This is a genomic window from Mesorhizobium sp. M0960 (assembly GCF_040319055.1).
GTDB lineage: Bacteria > Pseudomonadota > Alphaproteobacteria > Rhizobiales > Rhizobiaceae > Mesorhizobium.
The window spans coordinates 454,753-470,019 of the sequence record NZ_JAMYNN010000001.1 but is presented as its reverse complement, the minus strand read 5'-3'; the positions used below and the strand labels follow the sequence as shown (position 1 = coordinate 470,019).

The 15,267-nt window shown below is 62.2% G+C and carries 14 protein-coding genes; 3 read left to right on the top strand and 11 right to left on the bottom strand.

Going from position 1 to position 15,267, the window contains the following annotated elements; translation table 11 throughout:
- Positions 1–27: 27 nt before the first annotated feature.
- The 8 genes from NKH63_RS02390 to NKH63_RS02355 form a co-directional block, all read right to left on the bottom strand.
- Positions 28–3,186: an efflux RND transporter permease subunit gene (locus NKH63_RS02390; protein ID WP_352483007.1), complete on the bottom strand. Its 3,159-nt coding sequence runs from the start codon at positions 3,184–3,186 to the stop codon at positions 28–30.
- Positions 3,183–4,436 (bottom strand): efflux RND transporter periplasmic adaptor subunit, encoded by a 1,254-nt coding sequence (locus NKH63_RS02385; RefSeq protein WP_352483005.1) that lies wholly within the window; start codon positions 4,434–4,436, stop codon positions 3,183–3,185. Before NKH63_RS02385 ends, NKH63_RS02390 begins: the two co-directional genes overlap by 4 nt.
- Before the next feature lie 168 nt (positions 4,437–4,604).
- On the bottom strand, positions 4,605–5,201 hold the full coding sequence (locus tag NKH63_RS02380) for a LysE family translocator (RefSeq protein WP_352483004.1): 597 nt from the start codon (positions 5,199–5,201) through the stop codon (positions 4,605–4,607).
- A gap of 31 nt (positions 5,202–5,232) precedes the next feature.
- Positions 5,233–5,805, bottom strand: a complete 573-nt coding sequence (ilvN, locus tag NKH63_RS02375; protein ID WP_023720797.1) for an acetolactate synthase small subunit — start codon at positions 5,803–5,805, stop codon at positions 5,233–5,235.
- Between the two features lie 66 nt (positions 5,806–5,871).
- Positions 5,872–7,668 carry an acetolactate synthase 3 large subunit gene (locus tag NKH63_RS02370; RefSeq protein ID WP_352483002.1) on the bottom strand — a complete coding sequence of 599 codons (1,797 nt, stop codon included), beginning with the start codon at positions 7,666–7,668 and terminating at the stop codon, positions 5,872–5,874.
- Between the two features lie 167 nt (positions 7,669–7,835).
- A complete protein-coding gene (locus NKH63_RS02365; protein WP_352483001.1) occupies positions 7,836–8,420 on the bottom strand; it encodes a GNAT family N-acetyltransferase in 585 nt (194 codons plus the stop codon).
- 61 nt (positions 8,421–8,481) lie between these two features.
- A complete protein-coding gene (locus NKH63_RS02360; RefSeq protein WP_352483000.1) occupies positions 8,482–8,790 on the bottom strand; it encodes a hypothetical protein in 309 nt (102 codons plus the stop codon).
- 4 nt (positions 8,791–8,794) lie between these two features.
- Entirely contained in the window at positions 8,795–9,361 is a 567-nt protein-coding gene (locus tag NKH63_RS02355) for a helix-turn-helix domain-containing protein (protein ID WP_352482999.1), read from the bottom strand.
- Between the two features lie 151 nt (positions 9,362–9,512).
- Between NKH63_RS02355 and NKH63_RS02350 the strand changes: the two genes are divergently transcribed.
- Positions 9,513–11,342, top strand: coding sequence for an ATP-binding protein (locus tag NKH63_RS02350; RefSeq protein ID WP_352482998.1), 1,830 nt, complete (start codon positions 9,513–9,515; stop codon positions 11,340–11,342).
- Positions 11,343–11,386: 44 nt separating this feature from the next.
- Here the strand turns inward: NKH63_RS02350 and NKH63_RS02345 are convergent, their stop codons facing one another.
- The 3 genes from NKH63_RS02345 to miaA all read right to left on the bottom strand — a co-directional run bounded on the left by NKH63_RS02345 (position 11,387) and on the right by miaA (position 13,786).
- Positions 11,387–11,773, bottom strand: a complete 387-nt coding sequence (locus NKH63_RS02345; RefSeq protein WP_352917626.1) for an ester cyclase — start codon at positions 11,771–11,773, stop codon at positions 11,387–11,389.
- A gap of 145 nt (positions 11,774–11,918) precedes the next feature.
- Positions 11,919–12,713, bottom strand: a complete 795-nt coding sequence (locus NKH63_RS02340) for a GGDEF domain-containing protein (protein WP_023720804.1) — start codon at positions 12,711–12,713, stop codon at positions 11,919–11,921.
- 104 nt (positions 12,714–12,817) lie between these two features.
- Positions 12,818–13,786: a tRNA (adenosine(37)-N6)-dimethylallyltransferase MiaA gene (miaA, locus tag NKH63_RS02335; RefSeq protein ID WP_352483076.1), complete on the bottom strand. Its 969-nt coding sequence runs from the start codon at positions 13,784–13,786 to the stop codon at positions 12,818–12,820.
- On the opposite strand from miaA, the gene serB reads away from it, so the two are divergent.
- On the top strand, positions 13,776–14,663 hold the full coding sequence (serB, locus tag NKH63_RS02330) for a phosphoserine phosphatase SerB (protein ID WP_352482995.1): 888 nt from the start codon (positions 13,776–13,778) through the stop codon (positions 14,661–14,663). The genes miaA and serB overlap by 11 nt on opposite strands.
- The gene (locus tag NKH63_RS02325) at positions 14,660–15,232 is read left to right on the top strand and encodes a GNAT family N-acetyltransferase (protein ID WP_352482994.1); all 573 of its coding nucleotides are present in this window, start codon (positions 14,660–14,662) and stop codon (positions 15,230–15,232) included. Before serB ends, NKH63_RS02325 begins: the two co-directional genes overlap by 4 nt.
- Positions 15,233–15,267: the final 35 nt, after the last annotated feature.

The window sequence follows — 15,267 nt, the reverse complement described above, 5'->3', positions numbered from 1 at the left end:
CCGCAAGCACCACGGCTTGGGCCAGTGCTATTCGGCTGCCGCCTTCTGCGGCACCGGTTCTTCCTCGTCGTCGAACAGTGACGGCTGGTCGACCGCCTCGACCGGGCTCGGCTCGCCCCGGTGCCCCGCCCATACGCTGACGAGCCAGCCGGAAAAATGCTCCATGTAGACGTAGATGACGGGCGTGACGAACAGCGTCAGTGCCTGCGAGGCGACAAGGCCGCCGACCACCGCCACGCCGAGAGGCTGGCGCAATTCCGCGCTGGCGCCGGTGCCGAGCGCGATCGGGATGGTACCCATCAGCGCGGCAAGCGTAGTCATCATGATCGGCCGGAAGCGCATCAGGCAGGCCTTGTGGATGGATTCGACAGGCGACATCCCCTCGCGCCTGAGTTCCAGCGCCACGTCGATCATCATGATGCCGTTCTTCTTGACGATGCCGATCAGCATCAGGATGCCGATCACCGCGATCACCGACAGATCCATCCCCGCCAGCCGCAACGCCACCAGCGCGCCGAGCACCGCCGATGGAAGCCCGGTCAGGATGGTGAGCGGATGGATGAAGCTCTCATAGAGCATGCCGAGCACGATATAGATGGTCAGGATCGCGCCGCCGATCAGCAGCCCCTGGTTGGAAAGCGAATCCTGGAACGTCTTCGCCGTGCCCGAGAAGGCGGTCGAGATCGTCGGCGGCATGCCGATCTTGTCCTTCAGCGCGTTGATGTGGCTCACGCTGTCGCCGAGGGCCACGCCCTGCGGCAGATTGTAGGAGATGGTCACAGCCGGAAGCTGGCCGAGCTGGTTGACGGTCAAAGCACCGGCGGTCCGATCGACGCGAGCGAACGCACCGAGCGGCACCAGGCTGCCGCTCGCCGTTCTCACCTTGATGGCCAGCATCCGCTCGGGCGACCACTCGATCTTCGGGTCGAGCTCCATGATCACGTCGTAGCTGTCGGCCGAGCCGAAGATGGTCGACACCTGCTGGGTGCCGAAACCGCCATAGAGACTGGAGCGCAGCGTGTCGGTATCGACGCCGAGGTTCGCCGCCTTGTCGCGGTCGATCACCAGCGTCGCCTGTAGCGCGTTGTTCTGCAGGTCATTGGTCACGTCGGTGAAGGCGGCATGATCGGCGGCCATTGCGTCCGTCAGCCTTTGCGCCCAGACGTTCGTCAGGCCGGTATCGAGGCCCTGCACGGCAAGCTGGTAGGCACTCGCCGAAGAACGCGCGCCGAGCCGCAGGTTCTGCACCGGCTGCATGTAGGTTTCGATGCCGGGCACATTGGCAAGCTGGCGCCGCAGATCCGAAAGCACCTTGTCGATGTTGGGGCGCTGGTCCTTGTCCTTCAGCTGCACAAAGAGCTGGCCCTGGTTGAGCGCATTGTTTCCGCTGCCCGCCGACCAGCCGACATGCGCGACATAGGGCGAATGGGTGAAGACATCAGCCACTTGCCCCTGCAGCTTCACCATGGCGTCGAACGAAATGTCCTGGCGCGCGATGGTCGTCACCGAGACCTGGCCGATATCCTCCTGCGGGAAGAAGCCCTTCGGCGATATCTGGATCAGCCACACCGACAGCCCGGCGGTTACCAGGAAGACAAGGAAAACCAGGAAATTGTGGCGCAGGCAGAATGTCAGCAGCCGGTCATAGCCCCGCATGAAGACGTTTTGTCTATGGCCTTCACCGTGCGCTGCTTTCTGCTCGGCTTTCGATAACGACAATAGCCGCGAGCACAGCATCGGCGTCAGCGTCAGCGAGACGAACATCGATGCCAGGATGGCGACCGTCACCACCACCGCGAACTCGTTGAAGATGCGCCCGATCACGCCGCCCATCAAAAGCACGGGAATGAACACGGCGACCAGCGAGATCGAGATCGAGATGATGGTGAAGCCGATTTCGCGGGCGCCCTTGAGCGACGCCTCCATTGCCGAGAGCCCATCCTCCTCCATATGCCGGAAGATATTTTCCAGCATGACAATGGCGTCGTCGACGACAAGGCCGACCGCCAGCGTCAGTCCCATCAGCGAGATGTTGTCGATGGAAAAGCCGAACAGGTACATCACGCCCAGAGTGGCGATGAGCGAAATCGGCACCGCCACGGCCGGGATCACCGTCGCCGTCACCCGGCGCAGGAACAGGAAGATCACCATCACCACCAGCGCGATAGTGAGCAGGAGCGTGAACTGCACGTCGTCGACCGCCTCGCGGATCGATGTCGAGCGATCGTTGAGCAACTGGATGCTCGCAGCTGCCGGCATCTGACCCTCGAAGGAAGGCAGCATCGCCTTGACGCGGTCGACGACATCGACGGTATTGGCATCCGGCTGACGCTGCACCGCCATGATGATGGCGCGGGTGCCGTCATACCAGCTTGCCGTCGTCGTGGTCTCGACCGAATCGATGACGCGGGTCACCTCGCCGAGCCGCACCGGATGGCCGTTCTTGGTGGCGATGATGATGTTGGAGAATCCCGCCGCGTTGGTCAGCTGCGTGTTCGCCGTGATGGTCAGCTGCTGTTTGTTGTTCTTGAGCACACCGAGCGGCGTGTTGCTGTTGGCCGAGGCAATGGCCGTCTGCAGCTGGTCGATCGAGATGCCGCGTGCGGCGAGCGCCGTCGGATCGATCTGGACGCGGACGGCATATTTCTGTTGGCCGTAGATCGAAACCTGCGCAACGCCGTCGATCGTCGACAGCGACGGCGAAATCACATTCTCGGCAAAGGCATCGAGATCGGTCAGCGGAATGGTGTCGCTGACCAGCGACATCAGCAGGATCGGCGCGTCGGCTGGATTGACCTTGCGATAGCTCGGCGGGCTGGTCATCTCCGGCGGCAATTGTCGTTGCGTGCGTGCGATCGCCGCCTGCACATCGGCGGCGGCTGCATCGATGTCGCGGTTGAGCACGAACTGAATGGCGATCGAGGTCGTGCCGAGCGAATTGGTCGTCGAGATCGAATCGATGCCGGCGATAGTGGCAAACTGCTTGATCAGCGGCGTTGCCACCGAGGTCGCCATGGTTTCCGGCGAGGCCCCAGGCAGCGAGGCCGAGACGTTGACAACCGGAAATTCCGCGCTTGGCAGCGCCGCGACCGGCAGGAATTTGTAAGCAAATAGCCCGCCCAGAACCAAGGCGAACGACATGAGCAGCGTGGCGACGGGCCTGCGGATGCAGAATTCGGAAATCATGGCTGTGTTCCGCCCGTCCTGTCGGCCTCCGCGACCTTCGGAGTCGCCTGGTCGTCGGTACCGGTCGAGGCCTTGCCTTCGCGGACCGCCGCGCCGTTTTTCAGCTTGGTCTGGCCTTCGACGACGACACGCTCGCCGCTTTCCAATCCTTGGCTGATCGCGGTGTTGGCGCCTTCTGTCAGCGCGACCTGCACGGGCCGCATTTCAACGGTGTTGTCCGGCTTGATCACATAGACGAACGGCCCCTTCTGGCTGGGCTGGACGGCGACCGTCGGAACGGACGTCATTTGCGGCATGATGCCGGCATCGAGCACAACATTTACATATTGGCCCGGCCACAGCGAAAGATCGGCGTTGGGCACGCTGGCCCGCGTTGCGATGGTGCCGGATGCCGTGTCCACGCTGGAATCGACGAAATCCAGCGTTCCCTTGCCGATCGGCTTCGGGTCGCCGTCCTTGGTCAGCGTCACCGCGCCTTGCTGCGGCGCCGCCAGCGCCTTGTGCAGTAAGGCAAGATCGCTTTCCGGAAGATTGAAGTTCACCTGCAGCGGGTCGACCTGCGTGATCGTCACCAGCGGCGTCGACGTGCTGCTGCCGTTGCTGGTGGTGACGAGGTCGCCGACCGCGACGCTGACCGCGCCAAGCCTGCCGGAAATCGGCGCTTTGATCGTGGCAAAGCCAAGCTGGACCTCGTCCGCATCGATCGTCGCCTTATCGGCGTCGACAGTGGCCGCGGCGGATTTCTGCGCCGCGACGGCCTGATCATAGGTCTGCTGTGTTCCGGCCTGCCTGGCGACGAGATTTTTGGCGCGCTGAAGATCGGCCGTGGCGCTGGCAAGCAGCGCCTGGTCTTTTGCGAGCGTCGCCTGATCGCGTGCCAATTGGGCCTTCAATGAGCGATCGTCCAGCGAGAACAGAAGGTCGCCGGCCTTCACCATCTGTCCGTCCTTGACCGCGATTGCGACGATCTGGCTTGAGACCCGTGCGTTGATGCTGACCACGGCGGGAGAGGACACAAAGCCGATGGCATAGCGCCGGACCGGGAAATCGGCCGTCGAGGCGGTGGCGGCAACCACCGAAGTCGAACGCGCGGCATTTGCCGCTGCAGCGGGCTTGTCCGCCGCCGCCGTCGTCTGCTTCGCCGACAGCATCTGCTGAAGACCGCTCATTGCGGTGGGCGAATGATAAAGCCACGCCGCCGCGGCAACGCAGGCTGCAGCAATCACCGCAAATACGATCTTTCCGCGCATCGACAAAAGGCCTCTCGATCCGACACGCCGCTATCCGGTGGCCGCAGTCTAGCTCAACTCGCAGCCTCTTGCCGCGCTTTTGCCAGATAATAGAGAATGCCGAAGGCGAAAAAGGGCCAAAAGCCGTCATTACGAAGATTTAATGTGCAGTGCACAATAAAACGGCAGCTAACGCAGCATCGGCCACAGCGTCGCCGCAAGCATCACGCCCATGGCGATGTTGAACCATTTGAGCCGCACCGCATCAGCCAGAAAACCGCGCAGCGCCATGCCGAAACCGGCCCAAGTCGAAATGCTCGGCAGCATGACGACGGCGAAAGCGGCCGCGATCAGCACCACGGACACAAACGGGCGTTCCGGATTGGTATAGACGGCCATGGCCGTAATCGCCATCACCCAGGCCTTAGGATTGACCCACTGGAAAGCCGCAGCCTCGATGAAGCGCATCGGCTGGCCCTTCGCCTCGCCTTCGCCGCCGAGCGAGCGCGACATGGCGATCTTCCAGGCCAGATAAAGCAGGTAGAGGCCGCCGGCGATCTTCAACCCGGTATGCAGCACCGGAAAGGCCGTCAACACGGCCCCAAGCCCGAAGCCTACGGCAAGCAACAGCACGAGGAAGCCGAAGCCGATGCCGAGCATGTGTGGCACGGTCTTGACCAAGCCGAAGTTCACACCCGAGGCCAAAAGCATGAAATTGTTCGGACCCGGCGTGATCGAGGTCACGAAGGCATAAACCAGCAGGGCGAAGAATGCGTCGAAGGTCATGCCGTTCCCCTAATCAATGCGAGCAGGACGATTACATCCCCTGCGGGCCGCGGTTCATCGCCGCCACTCCGGTACGGCAGATTTCGACCAACCCGAGCGGCTTCATGATGGCGATAAACTGATCGAGCTTCGAACCCTTACCGGTGATCTCGAAGATGAAATGCTCGGTGTTGGCGTCGATGACGCTGGCGCGGAATGCATCGGCGAGCCTGAGCGCCTCGACGCGGGATTCGCCGGTGCCGGCGACCTTGACCAGCGCGAGCTCCCGCTCCAGTGGCCGCTCCTGTCCGAATTCCTGCGATCGCACAGTGAGATCGACGACACGATGCACCGGCACGATGCGCTCGAGCTGGTGCTTGATCTGCTCCAGCACGTGCGGCGTGCCGCGCGTCACGATGGTGATGCGCGACAGGTGCTTTTCGTGCTCGGTTTCCGAGACCGTCAGGCTCTCGATGTTGTAGCCACGTCCGGAGAACAGGCCGATGACCCGGGCAAGCACGCCCGGCTCGTTGTCGACGAGGACCGAAAGCGTGTGGTTCTCTGGTTTTTCCGTCTCCTTGGCGATGAAATAGGCGGAGCCGGTCGGTTGCAACTGTGCGTTCATGACATGAATCTCGATTTCAAACTTTTGTGCTAATCTGCTGTTTCCGCACAGCTTCCTTGAACCAGGCTACACCAGTTCCCTGCCCTTGGCGTCGATCGCGTTGGCGACAGCTTCGTCGGTCGCCTCGTCAGGCAACAGCATCTCGTTATGCGCCTTGCCGGACGGGATCATCGGGAAGCAGTTGGCGAGCGTCGCCACGCGGCAATCGAACAGGACGGGCTTCTTGACCGCGATCATCTCCTTGATGGCGTCATCGAGCTCGTCCGGCTTGTCGCAGCGAATACCGTGGCCGCCATAGGCTTCGGCGAGCTTGACGAAATCCGGCATCGCCTCGGTATAGGAATGCGACAGCCGGTTGCCGTGCAGCAGCTGCTGCCATTGCCGCACCATGCCCATATACTGGTTGTTGAGGATGAAGATCTTGATCGGCGCCTCGTGCTGCACCGCCGCGCTCATCTCCTGCATCGTCATCTGCACCGAGGCGTCGCCGGCGATATCGATGACCAGCGCATCCGGGTGCGCGATCTGCACGCCGAGCGCGGCCGGCAGGCCGTAGCCCATCGTGCCCAGCCCGCCGGAGGTCATCCAGCGGTTCGGCTTCTCGAAATGATAGTGCTGCGCCGCCCACATCTGGTGCTGGCCGACCTCGGTGGTGATGTAGGTGTCGAGGTCTTTGGTCAGCGCATAAAGCCGCTGGACGGCATATTGCGGCATGATCACCTCATGGTTCATCTTGTAGGCGAGTGAATCGCGCGCGCGCCATTTGGCGATCTGCTCCCACCACGGGTGAAGCGCCTTCTTGTCGGCCTTGGCGGTTGCCCGCCACAGTCGCACAAGATCCTCCAGCACACGGCCGACATCGCCGATGATCGGCACGTCGGTATGGACGTTCTTGTTGATCGAAGACGGGTCGATGTCGATGTGGATCTTCTTCGAATTCGGCGAAAACGCTGTCAGCCGCCCGGTGATGCGGTCGTCGAAGCGCGCGCCGATGCAGAGCATGACGTCGCAATCGTGCATCGCCATGTTCGCTTCGTAGGTGCCGTGCATGCCGAGCATGCCCATCCAGTTCTTGCCCGACGCCGGATAGGCGCCAAGGCCCATCAGCGTCGAGGTGATCGGGAAGCCGGTCAGGTCGACCAGCTCGCGCAGCAGGTGGCTCGCCTCCGGGCCGGAATTGATGACGCCGCCGCCCGAATAGATGATCGGCCTCCTGGCGCCGGCCATCAGCTCGACCGCCGCCTTGATCCTCTCCAGGTCGCCCTGGACCTTCGGCTGGTAGCTGGTGCGCGGCGCCGTCTGCGGCGGGACATAGATGCCCTTGGCGAACTGAACGTCCTTAGGGATGTCGACGACGACCGGACCGGGGCGCCCTGTCGTTGCCACATGGAAGGCCTCGTGGATCGTTGCCGCGAGCTGGTTGACGTCCTTCACCAGCCAGTTGTGCTTGGTGCAGGGCCGCGTGATGCCGACCGTGTCGCACTCCTGGAACGCATCCGAGCCGATCAGAGAGGTCGGCACCTGGCCGGTCAGGCAGACCAGCGGGATCGAATCCATCAGCGCATCCTGCAATGGCGTCACCGCATTTGTCGCGCCCGGCCCGGAGGTCACCAGCATGACGCCGGCCTTGCCGGTCGAGCGCGCATAGCCTTCCGCCGCGTGGCCAGCGCCCTGCTCGTGGCGAACGAGGATGTGCTCGACCTCGTCCTGCTGGAAGATTTCATCGTAGATTGGCAGAACCGCGCCGCCCGGATAGCCGAAAACATGCTTGACGCCATTGTCCTTCAGCGCCTGCACCACCATTTCGGCGCCAGTCATCTCGGTTCTTGGCGTTTCGCGCCGCTCATTCTGTCCACTGCTCATCGGTCTGGTCCCGTACTGTTCGCCATCGGGCGATTGCTGGTCGTTTAGTCCTGTTTCGGGCAATAAAAAAGGCCCCCGAGGGAGCCTGTGTCTTGCGCATGGGAGGTCACCGCTTGGCGGTTACACCGCCCTGCCCACGCGCTTTCCTACGAGAATGAGTGCCGTTTTCATGGTCGCGGACAATAGAATTGGTTTGATGGTGCTGTCAACGGCGAATGTGCGCGGGCCGGGACTGTACCAATGCGCTTCCAGTAGATGAGGGTGCCTGTCAGCCCGCCATGCGGCTTCAGCGCATAATCCGGTATTTCGCCGCCCAGCGTGAAGCCGAGCTTTTCATAGAGGCCGGAAGCCCCCTCCTCTTTTGCCGTGTCCAGCACCAACAGCGTGCGGCCTTTCTCCATGGCAACGGCTTCCGCCGCCTCCATCAGGCGGGTTGCGACGCCCTTGCCGCGATAATTGAGGCGGGTCATCAGCTTGGCGATCTCGGCCCGGTGCGGCTGGTTGGGAGGGCAGTCGAGCAGCACGGTGACGGTGCCGATCAGAGCCTCGCCGTTCCAGGCCCCGAGCACCGCCCTTTCGCCTCTGGCGACCGCCTGAAGCGACTTGTTCCAGAAGGCTGCAGCCATCTCCGGCGCCAAGGGATGCATGAAGCTGACCGAGCCGCCCGCGGCAACCGTTCCGATCAGCAAATCGACCAGCATTTTTTTCGTTCCGGCAGTATTGCTGAGCAGGTTGATTTCTATTGAATCCATGTGGTCTCCTCTGTGTGCAACGGGAACGGCAGTGCATCGAGCGGCAGCTTGGCCTGCACCGTCAGCCGAAATGACTGGTCCGCTTCCGCTTCCCGGCTCGGCGGATTTCCCCGATGCGCTCGGCGTCTTCCTCTTGCAGATGCCGCCCGCGTTCCAGCAGTTCGAGCGTGTACTCCTCATAAGTCAGGCCCAGCCGCTCGGCCTTGTCCAGCCGCATCAGCATGATCTCGCGGCTCGGCACTTTCCATGCCTGGGCATGGTCGGTCCGCCAGGCAAGAAAGATATAGGGGTCTCCCTTGCCCCAAGGCGGACGGTCGTGGTCGTCGAGCGGCGGACCGCCATTGTCGGAACGTTTCGGACGGCGCGCCATCGTCTCAGCTCCTGGCCAATGCAACCAGATAGTCGGCGGCGTCCGGCCCCGGAGCGTGGAAGACGCAATCGGATGGCGCGCCGAGCGCCAGGCAGTCGCCGGGCTCGAGCCTGTGAATGACGTCGCCCTCGACGAATTCCAGCTGCCCGGAGATCAGCCAGATCTGTTGTCTGATGAAGGCATAGGAGGCCGCCGGGAAGCTCACCTTGGCGCCCGCCGGCAGTTGGACCCGGATCAGTTCGAGCGGCATGTCCGAAACCGGCGAAAGGTGCCGCCGCACATAACCCGTAGCCGGATCGCGCCAGACCGGCTGGTCACGTTCGCGAAGCAGGCCACCGCCTTGCAACTCCGCCCTTGCGATCAAAGTGGAAAGCGTCATGCCGAACGCGGCCGCAATGCGCACGAGGAGTGCCGCCGTCGGGCTCGTCATGCCGCGCTCGATCGTGCTCAGCATGGCTTTCGAGACATCGGACTGCTCCGCCAAATCCGCCAGGGACCAGCTGCGAGCCACCCTTTCGGCGTGTATCCTTCTGCCGATAGTCGATGAGATATCGTTCGCTATATTATCCATTCATCCACTATAGCGAAATCCCGCGCTCGGGCAACGGCCGTTTCGTCCAGTTTTCGCAAACCCCTTAACGTCCGCTAAACCATCCGGCCTCACCCCACCTTAACCCCGTCCGCCTAGGCTCATTGTTTGGGAAAAGGGGATCGGCCTGTCCATGCTCGTCGAACGCGAAACCTCCATTGGAGAACCGACTTTGCTGGAGCGCCGCAGGGCGGAGCAGAACGACAAGCGGATTCTGGGCAATGTCGTGCAATGCGATGGCGCGCGCGCCACCATCAGCGCCTATGCCGACGATATCGAAGGCACGGTCACCGGCCTATGGAGCGTCGGCAAGATGATCTCGATCAATCTCGGTACATCACGAACCGTCGGACTGGTCTACGAAATCGGCAAGTCGGATCGTGCCTGGAGCAGCGAGGGCCAGAATCCGATCGAGGTCAGCATCGAATTGATTGGCGAGGTGCGCGACGGCGCCGAACCCGGCGCCAAGCCGGTATTCGACCGCGGCATCACGACCTATCCGCATATCGGCGCCATTGCCCATCGTATCCGCAGCCGCGACCTGCAGGCCGTCTACGATCTCGCCGGGCGTCATTCGATTACCATCGGCACGCTGTCGCAGGACGAGGCCATCGACGCCAATATTGCCATCGACGATACGCTGGCGCGCCATTTCGCCATTGTCGGCACGACCGGGGTCGGCAAATCGACCGCCGTCTCGCTGCTCTTGCGCAAGTCGATCGCCGCCCGGCCCGACCTGCGCGTGCTCATCCTGGATCCACACAACGAGTTCGCCGCGTCCTTGCCCGAATATTGCTTTAGGGTCGATTCGACGACGCTCGACCTGCCTTTCTGGATGTTCAAACTCGAGGAATTCGCCGAGGTGCTGTTTCGCGGCCGCGAGACGGTGCCGGAAGAGGTCGACGCCTTGCGCGATCTCATTCCCGCGGCCAAGAACCTCTATCGCAATCCGAACACCGGCAACTACCTGCGGCGCAGCACCGACGCGCTGACCGCCGACGCGCCGGTACCCTATCGCATTGCCGACCTCATCAAGCTGGTCGACGAACGCATGGGATTGCTGGAAAGCAAGAACGATCGTCCAACCCTCAGGTCACTGAAGACACGTATCGAATCGGCGGCATCCGATCCGCGCTACCGTTTCATGTTCAACTCGCGCCTGATCGAGGACACCATTCACGAGACGATCGGCAACATTTTCCGCGTGCCGCATCACGGCCGCCCGGTGACCTGCTTCGAAATGGCCGGTATGCCGTCCGAGGTGGTCAATTCCGTATGCTCGGTGCTGGCGCGGCTGGCGTTCGACCTGGCGTTGTGGAGCGAAGGCCGCTTGCGGCTGCTCTTCCTGTGCGAGGAAGCGCATCGCTATATGCCGGCCGATCCGCGCCTCGGTTTCGCGCCGACCCGGCACGCGCTGTCGCGCATCGCCAAGGAAGGCCGCAAATATGGCTGTTATCTCGGCGTCGTCACCCAGCGCCCGGGCGAGCTTGATCCGACCATCCTGTCGCAGTGCTCGACGTTCTTCGCCATGCGGCTCGCCAATGAGCAGGACCAGGCGATCATCCGCTCGGCGATCGCCGATTCCTCGGCTTCGACGCTGGCGTTCCTGTCTTCCATGGGGCAGCGCGAGGCCATTGCCTTCGGAGAAGGCGTGGCGACGACGATGCGGATGAAATTCGAAAAACTCTCCGAGGATTTGATCCCCGGCACGGCTAAGCGCGAGGACGCCTTGCCCTCCGAAACCGGCGACGAGGTCGACCTCGTGGCGATCGTCGAACGGCTGCGCAACGTGCCGAAATCACAACAGGCAATGCCTTTCGCGGAAGTCGTCGATCCGGGCCGGCAGGCCGGCGACTCGGACTATCGAAAACCGCCGGCCGCACGCACCCAGCGGAGCGACGATTTCGACTTGCGCTACGGCCTCAAGCCGGCGACCTTCGGCCTGCGTCCCCAGAACGATTGAGCCGAGCGACTTTTAGGCAGACCTCATCGGTGCGTCGGCAACCATCAAAGCTGAGCTTCGATGGCTGCCCTGTCTATAACTGACCACACCTGGCGAATTTTCCCTCTCTGAAACTCATAGAATACGTTCTCGGCAAACGAAATTCTCTTCCCGCTTACATCGAGCCCAAGGAACGTTCCCCTTGGCGCGCAGTCGAAGCTTAGCCGGCTCGCTATATAAGGCGGATCGGCAACCAATAGCCGAATGTCGAAATAAAGGTCCGGAATTTCATCGAAGTCTCTCTCCAACATTTCGAGGTACCCGGATAATCCGAGCGGCCGACCGTTGTGGATCGCTTCATCATGAACAAACTGCCCCAGAATTGGCCAATCCTGCTTGTTCAGACATGCAATATAGCCTCGGTAAAGATCGGAGAGGTCGGATTTGATCACGGCAACACCTCTATCTCCCACAAGCCTTGCAAGGCGCCGTCTCAGCCTACTTGGCGACGTCGGTCTGCGAGCGCCGGAAGCGCAGAAAACGGCACCAGACGGCCAGCATCCCGAATTTCCAGCATCACGAATTTAATGACGGGATTCAGGCGCAGACGCGGTTGCGGCCTTGCCTCTTTGCCTCATAGAGCTGGCGGTCGGCGCGGCGATAGAACTCCTCGGCGGTTTCCTTGCGGTCCCAGACGGCAAGCCCGACGCTGGTGGTGATTTTCAGTCGGACATTGCCTGTCAGCACCGACATGCTGGCGATCGCCTTGCGGATGCGCTCGGCGAATTTGGATAGCAGCTCGGCGTCCATATTGGGCGTGACCACCGCGAACTCCTCGCCGCCCAGGCGCGCCACCACGTCGTGATAGCGTGTCATGTCCTTGAGACAGTTGGCGACGGCCCGCAACACCTCGTCGCCGACATCGTGGCCGTGGCTGTCGTTGACCTGCTTGAAGTGGTCGAGATCGAGGATCATCAGCCCGACTGGTTTTTCGATGCGGCGAAACTCCTCGAGATATTCTTTCAGCGCATCGTCGAAATAGCGCCGATTCTGCATGCCGGTGAGGCTGTCGGTCAGCGCCGCATGCTCCAGCGTCTCCGAGCGCGCACTGAGTGAAACTGTCATCGCGCGCAGCTTGCCTTCTTCCGTCGCCTGCTTTCGGATCAGCGGATAGATGAAGAAAATGCCGAAGAACAGCGCAGTCGCCAGCAGCACGCCGATCGCAAACAGCAGCTTGTTGAGATAGACGATTTCATCGAGTTCCGAAGGCGTATTGCTAATGTCGGCCGCCAGGGTTTGCAGGAGTCCATAGGCGTAAAGCGTCACCAGGCCGGCGGCCAGGATCACAAAAATAAAGACGAAAAACGCTGATTCCGCCTTGTGGAAATGCATCTGCTCCCCGTTGAAAAGTTCCTATCGATCTTATGGCATGCGGGAGCTTACGGACAGTTAACCTGGACAACTTCAACGCGAAATGTCCCTTCGATGTCGACTTTTCAGGTTGCGCTCGAAGGAGGGGGTGAGATCACCCAGTTGATCCCCTCACCGGGACGCAACCTGTGCCATTCCGGACCCAATTGGTGCCTGAACCAGGTCGCCTGCCGCTTTGCATATTGCCGCGTCGCGATCTTCGCACGCTCGATAGCCTCGGGAAAACTGATGGCGCCGGCCAGCGCGGCCTGAAGCTCGCGAACACCGATCGCCTTCATCGCCGGCAGGTCGGGATCGAGGCCGAGCGCCGAAAGCTGCTTCACCTCGTCCAATGCCCCTTTGTCCAGCATGCGGTCGAAGCGGGCATCGATCCGCTCCACCAGCGCCGCCCGCTCCGGCTCGATGACGAAAAAGCGCGCGCTGCTCCTGTCGATCAACGGCTGGCCACGCGCGGCCTGCCAGTCCAGGATGGAGCGGCCCGACGCGTCGAGCACCTCCAGTGCCCGCACGATGCGCTGGCCATCCGTCGGCCTCAGCATCATGCCGGCCGCAGAATCCTCGCGCAACAGGATGCGGTGCAATCTCACAGCGCCCTGTTCTTGCAGCTCGTAGCGCCAGCGCTCGCGGATCGACTGCGGAATGTCGGGCATCTCCGAAATACCTTCCGTGAGCGCCCGGAAATAAAGCCCGGTACCGCCGACGAAAATCACTTGCCGCGCCGAAAGCGTGCCGTCGTCGATCAGCTTCATGACATCACGCAACCAGGCGCCGGTGGAATAGGCGGTGGACGGATCGACGTGTCCATAAAGAAAGTGGGGGACGCGGGCGAGTTCGGCAGGACCAGGCCGCGCCGTCAGCACGTCCAGCACCGAATAGCCTTGCATGGAATCGGTGTTGACGATGACACCGCCATTGCGCTCGGCGAGGTCGAGTGCGAGTGCCGACTTGCCGCTGGCGGTCGGCCCGGCTATCAGGATCGCGTTCTTCGCGCGACCTTCGCCCGCCTGTCTGCTGGAATTTTCGATGCCGCTGATCGCCACGCTTCTATCCCATCCCGCCGGCCGCGCATTGACGCCGACGCTAGCGAATATGGCCTCGCGGTCGGTCGGCGCAAGCGCTGTTCGCTGGCTGGCCGAAGGCATCGCCTGCGAGCTCGATTTGCCGGAGACCGCCGAAGCTTCCGAAATGGCGGCGCGCCTGCATGCCGCGCTTGCTTCCGAACCCATCGACGTGGCCGTCCAGCCGGCTGAGAACAGGCGCAAGAAGGTCCTGATCGCCGACATGGATTCGACGATGATCGAGCAGGAATGCATCGACGAGCTTGCCGACGAGATCGGCGTCAAGGATCGCGTCGCCGCCATCACGGCGCGATCGATGAACGGTGAGATCGCGTTCGAGCCGGCCTTGCGCGAGCGCGTGGCGCTGCTCAAGGGTCTCGATGCCGCAATCATCGACCGCATCGTCGACAATCGCCTGACGCTTGCCTCCGGCGGTCGCACGCTCGTCCAGACAATGGCGGCCAACGGCGCCTGGACGGCGCTGATCTCCGGTGGTTTCGACATCTTCACCACCCGCATCGCAGCATTGCTCGGTTTTCACGAAAATCGCGCCAACCGGCTGATCGAGCAGGATCGCCGCTTCACCGGCTTGGTCGCCGAGCCGATCCTCGGCCGCGCCGCCAAGGCCGAAGCCCTTATCGAGATTTCCGCCCGCCTCGGCCTGACGCCTGCCGATGCCATTGCCGTGGGTGATGGCGCCAACGATCTCGACATGATCCGTCTTGCCGGCATCGGCGTCGCCTTGCACGCCAAGCCGGCCGTGGCAGCCGAGGCAAAGATCCGCATCGACCACGGCGACCTCACCGCCTTGCTTTATCTGCAGGGTTATCGCCGGAAAGAATTTATCGAATGACGCCGATCCGCACCGAGCGCCTGATCCTGCGCAACTGGGAAGATCGTGACCGCGAGCTCTTCCATCGCATCAATTCCGACGAGCGCGTCATGGAATTCTTTCCGTTTCGCCGCGACCGCGCCCAGGCTGACGCCAAGATGGAGGAGTTGCGCGCCGCTATCGATCGCAACGGCTTCGGCTTCGCGGCCGCTGAGATCACAGCCACAGGTGAATGCATCGGCTTCGTCGGCATAACCCGAACCGATCATTTGCCCTTCCTGCCGCCCGGCACGATCGAGATCGGCTGGCGGCTGGCACCCGAATTCTGGGGCCGCGGCTATGTCACCGAAGCAGCCGAAGCCTGGCTCACCTATGGCTTTGAAAGACTTGGCCTCGACGAAATCGTGTCCTTCGCCGGCAAGGATAACAGCCGGTCCACTGCCGTCATGGAGCGCCTGAACATGATCGCCAACCCGGCCTCCGACTTCGACCATCCCGGTGTTCCGGACAGCCACACCGCACTCAGGCGACATGTCTTCTACAGGCTGTCACGCACAGACTGGCAAGCAAGAAAAAGGGCGGCCCGCTAGCCGCCCTTTTTCTTTTCAAGATCAGAGTGTTACAG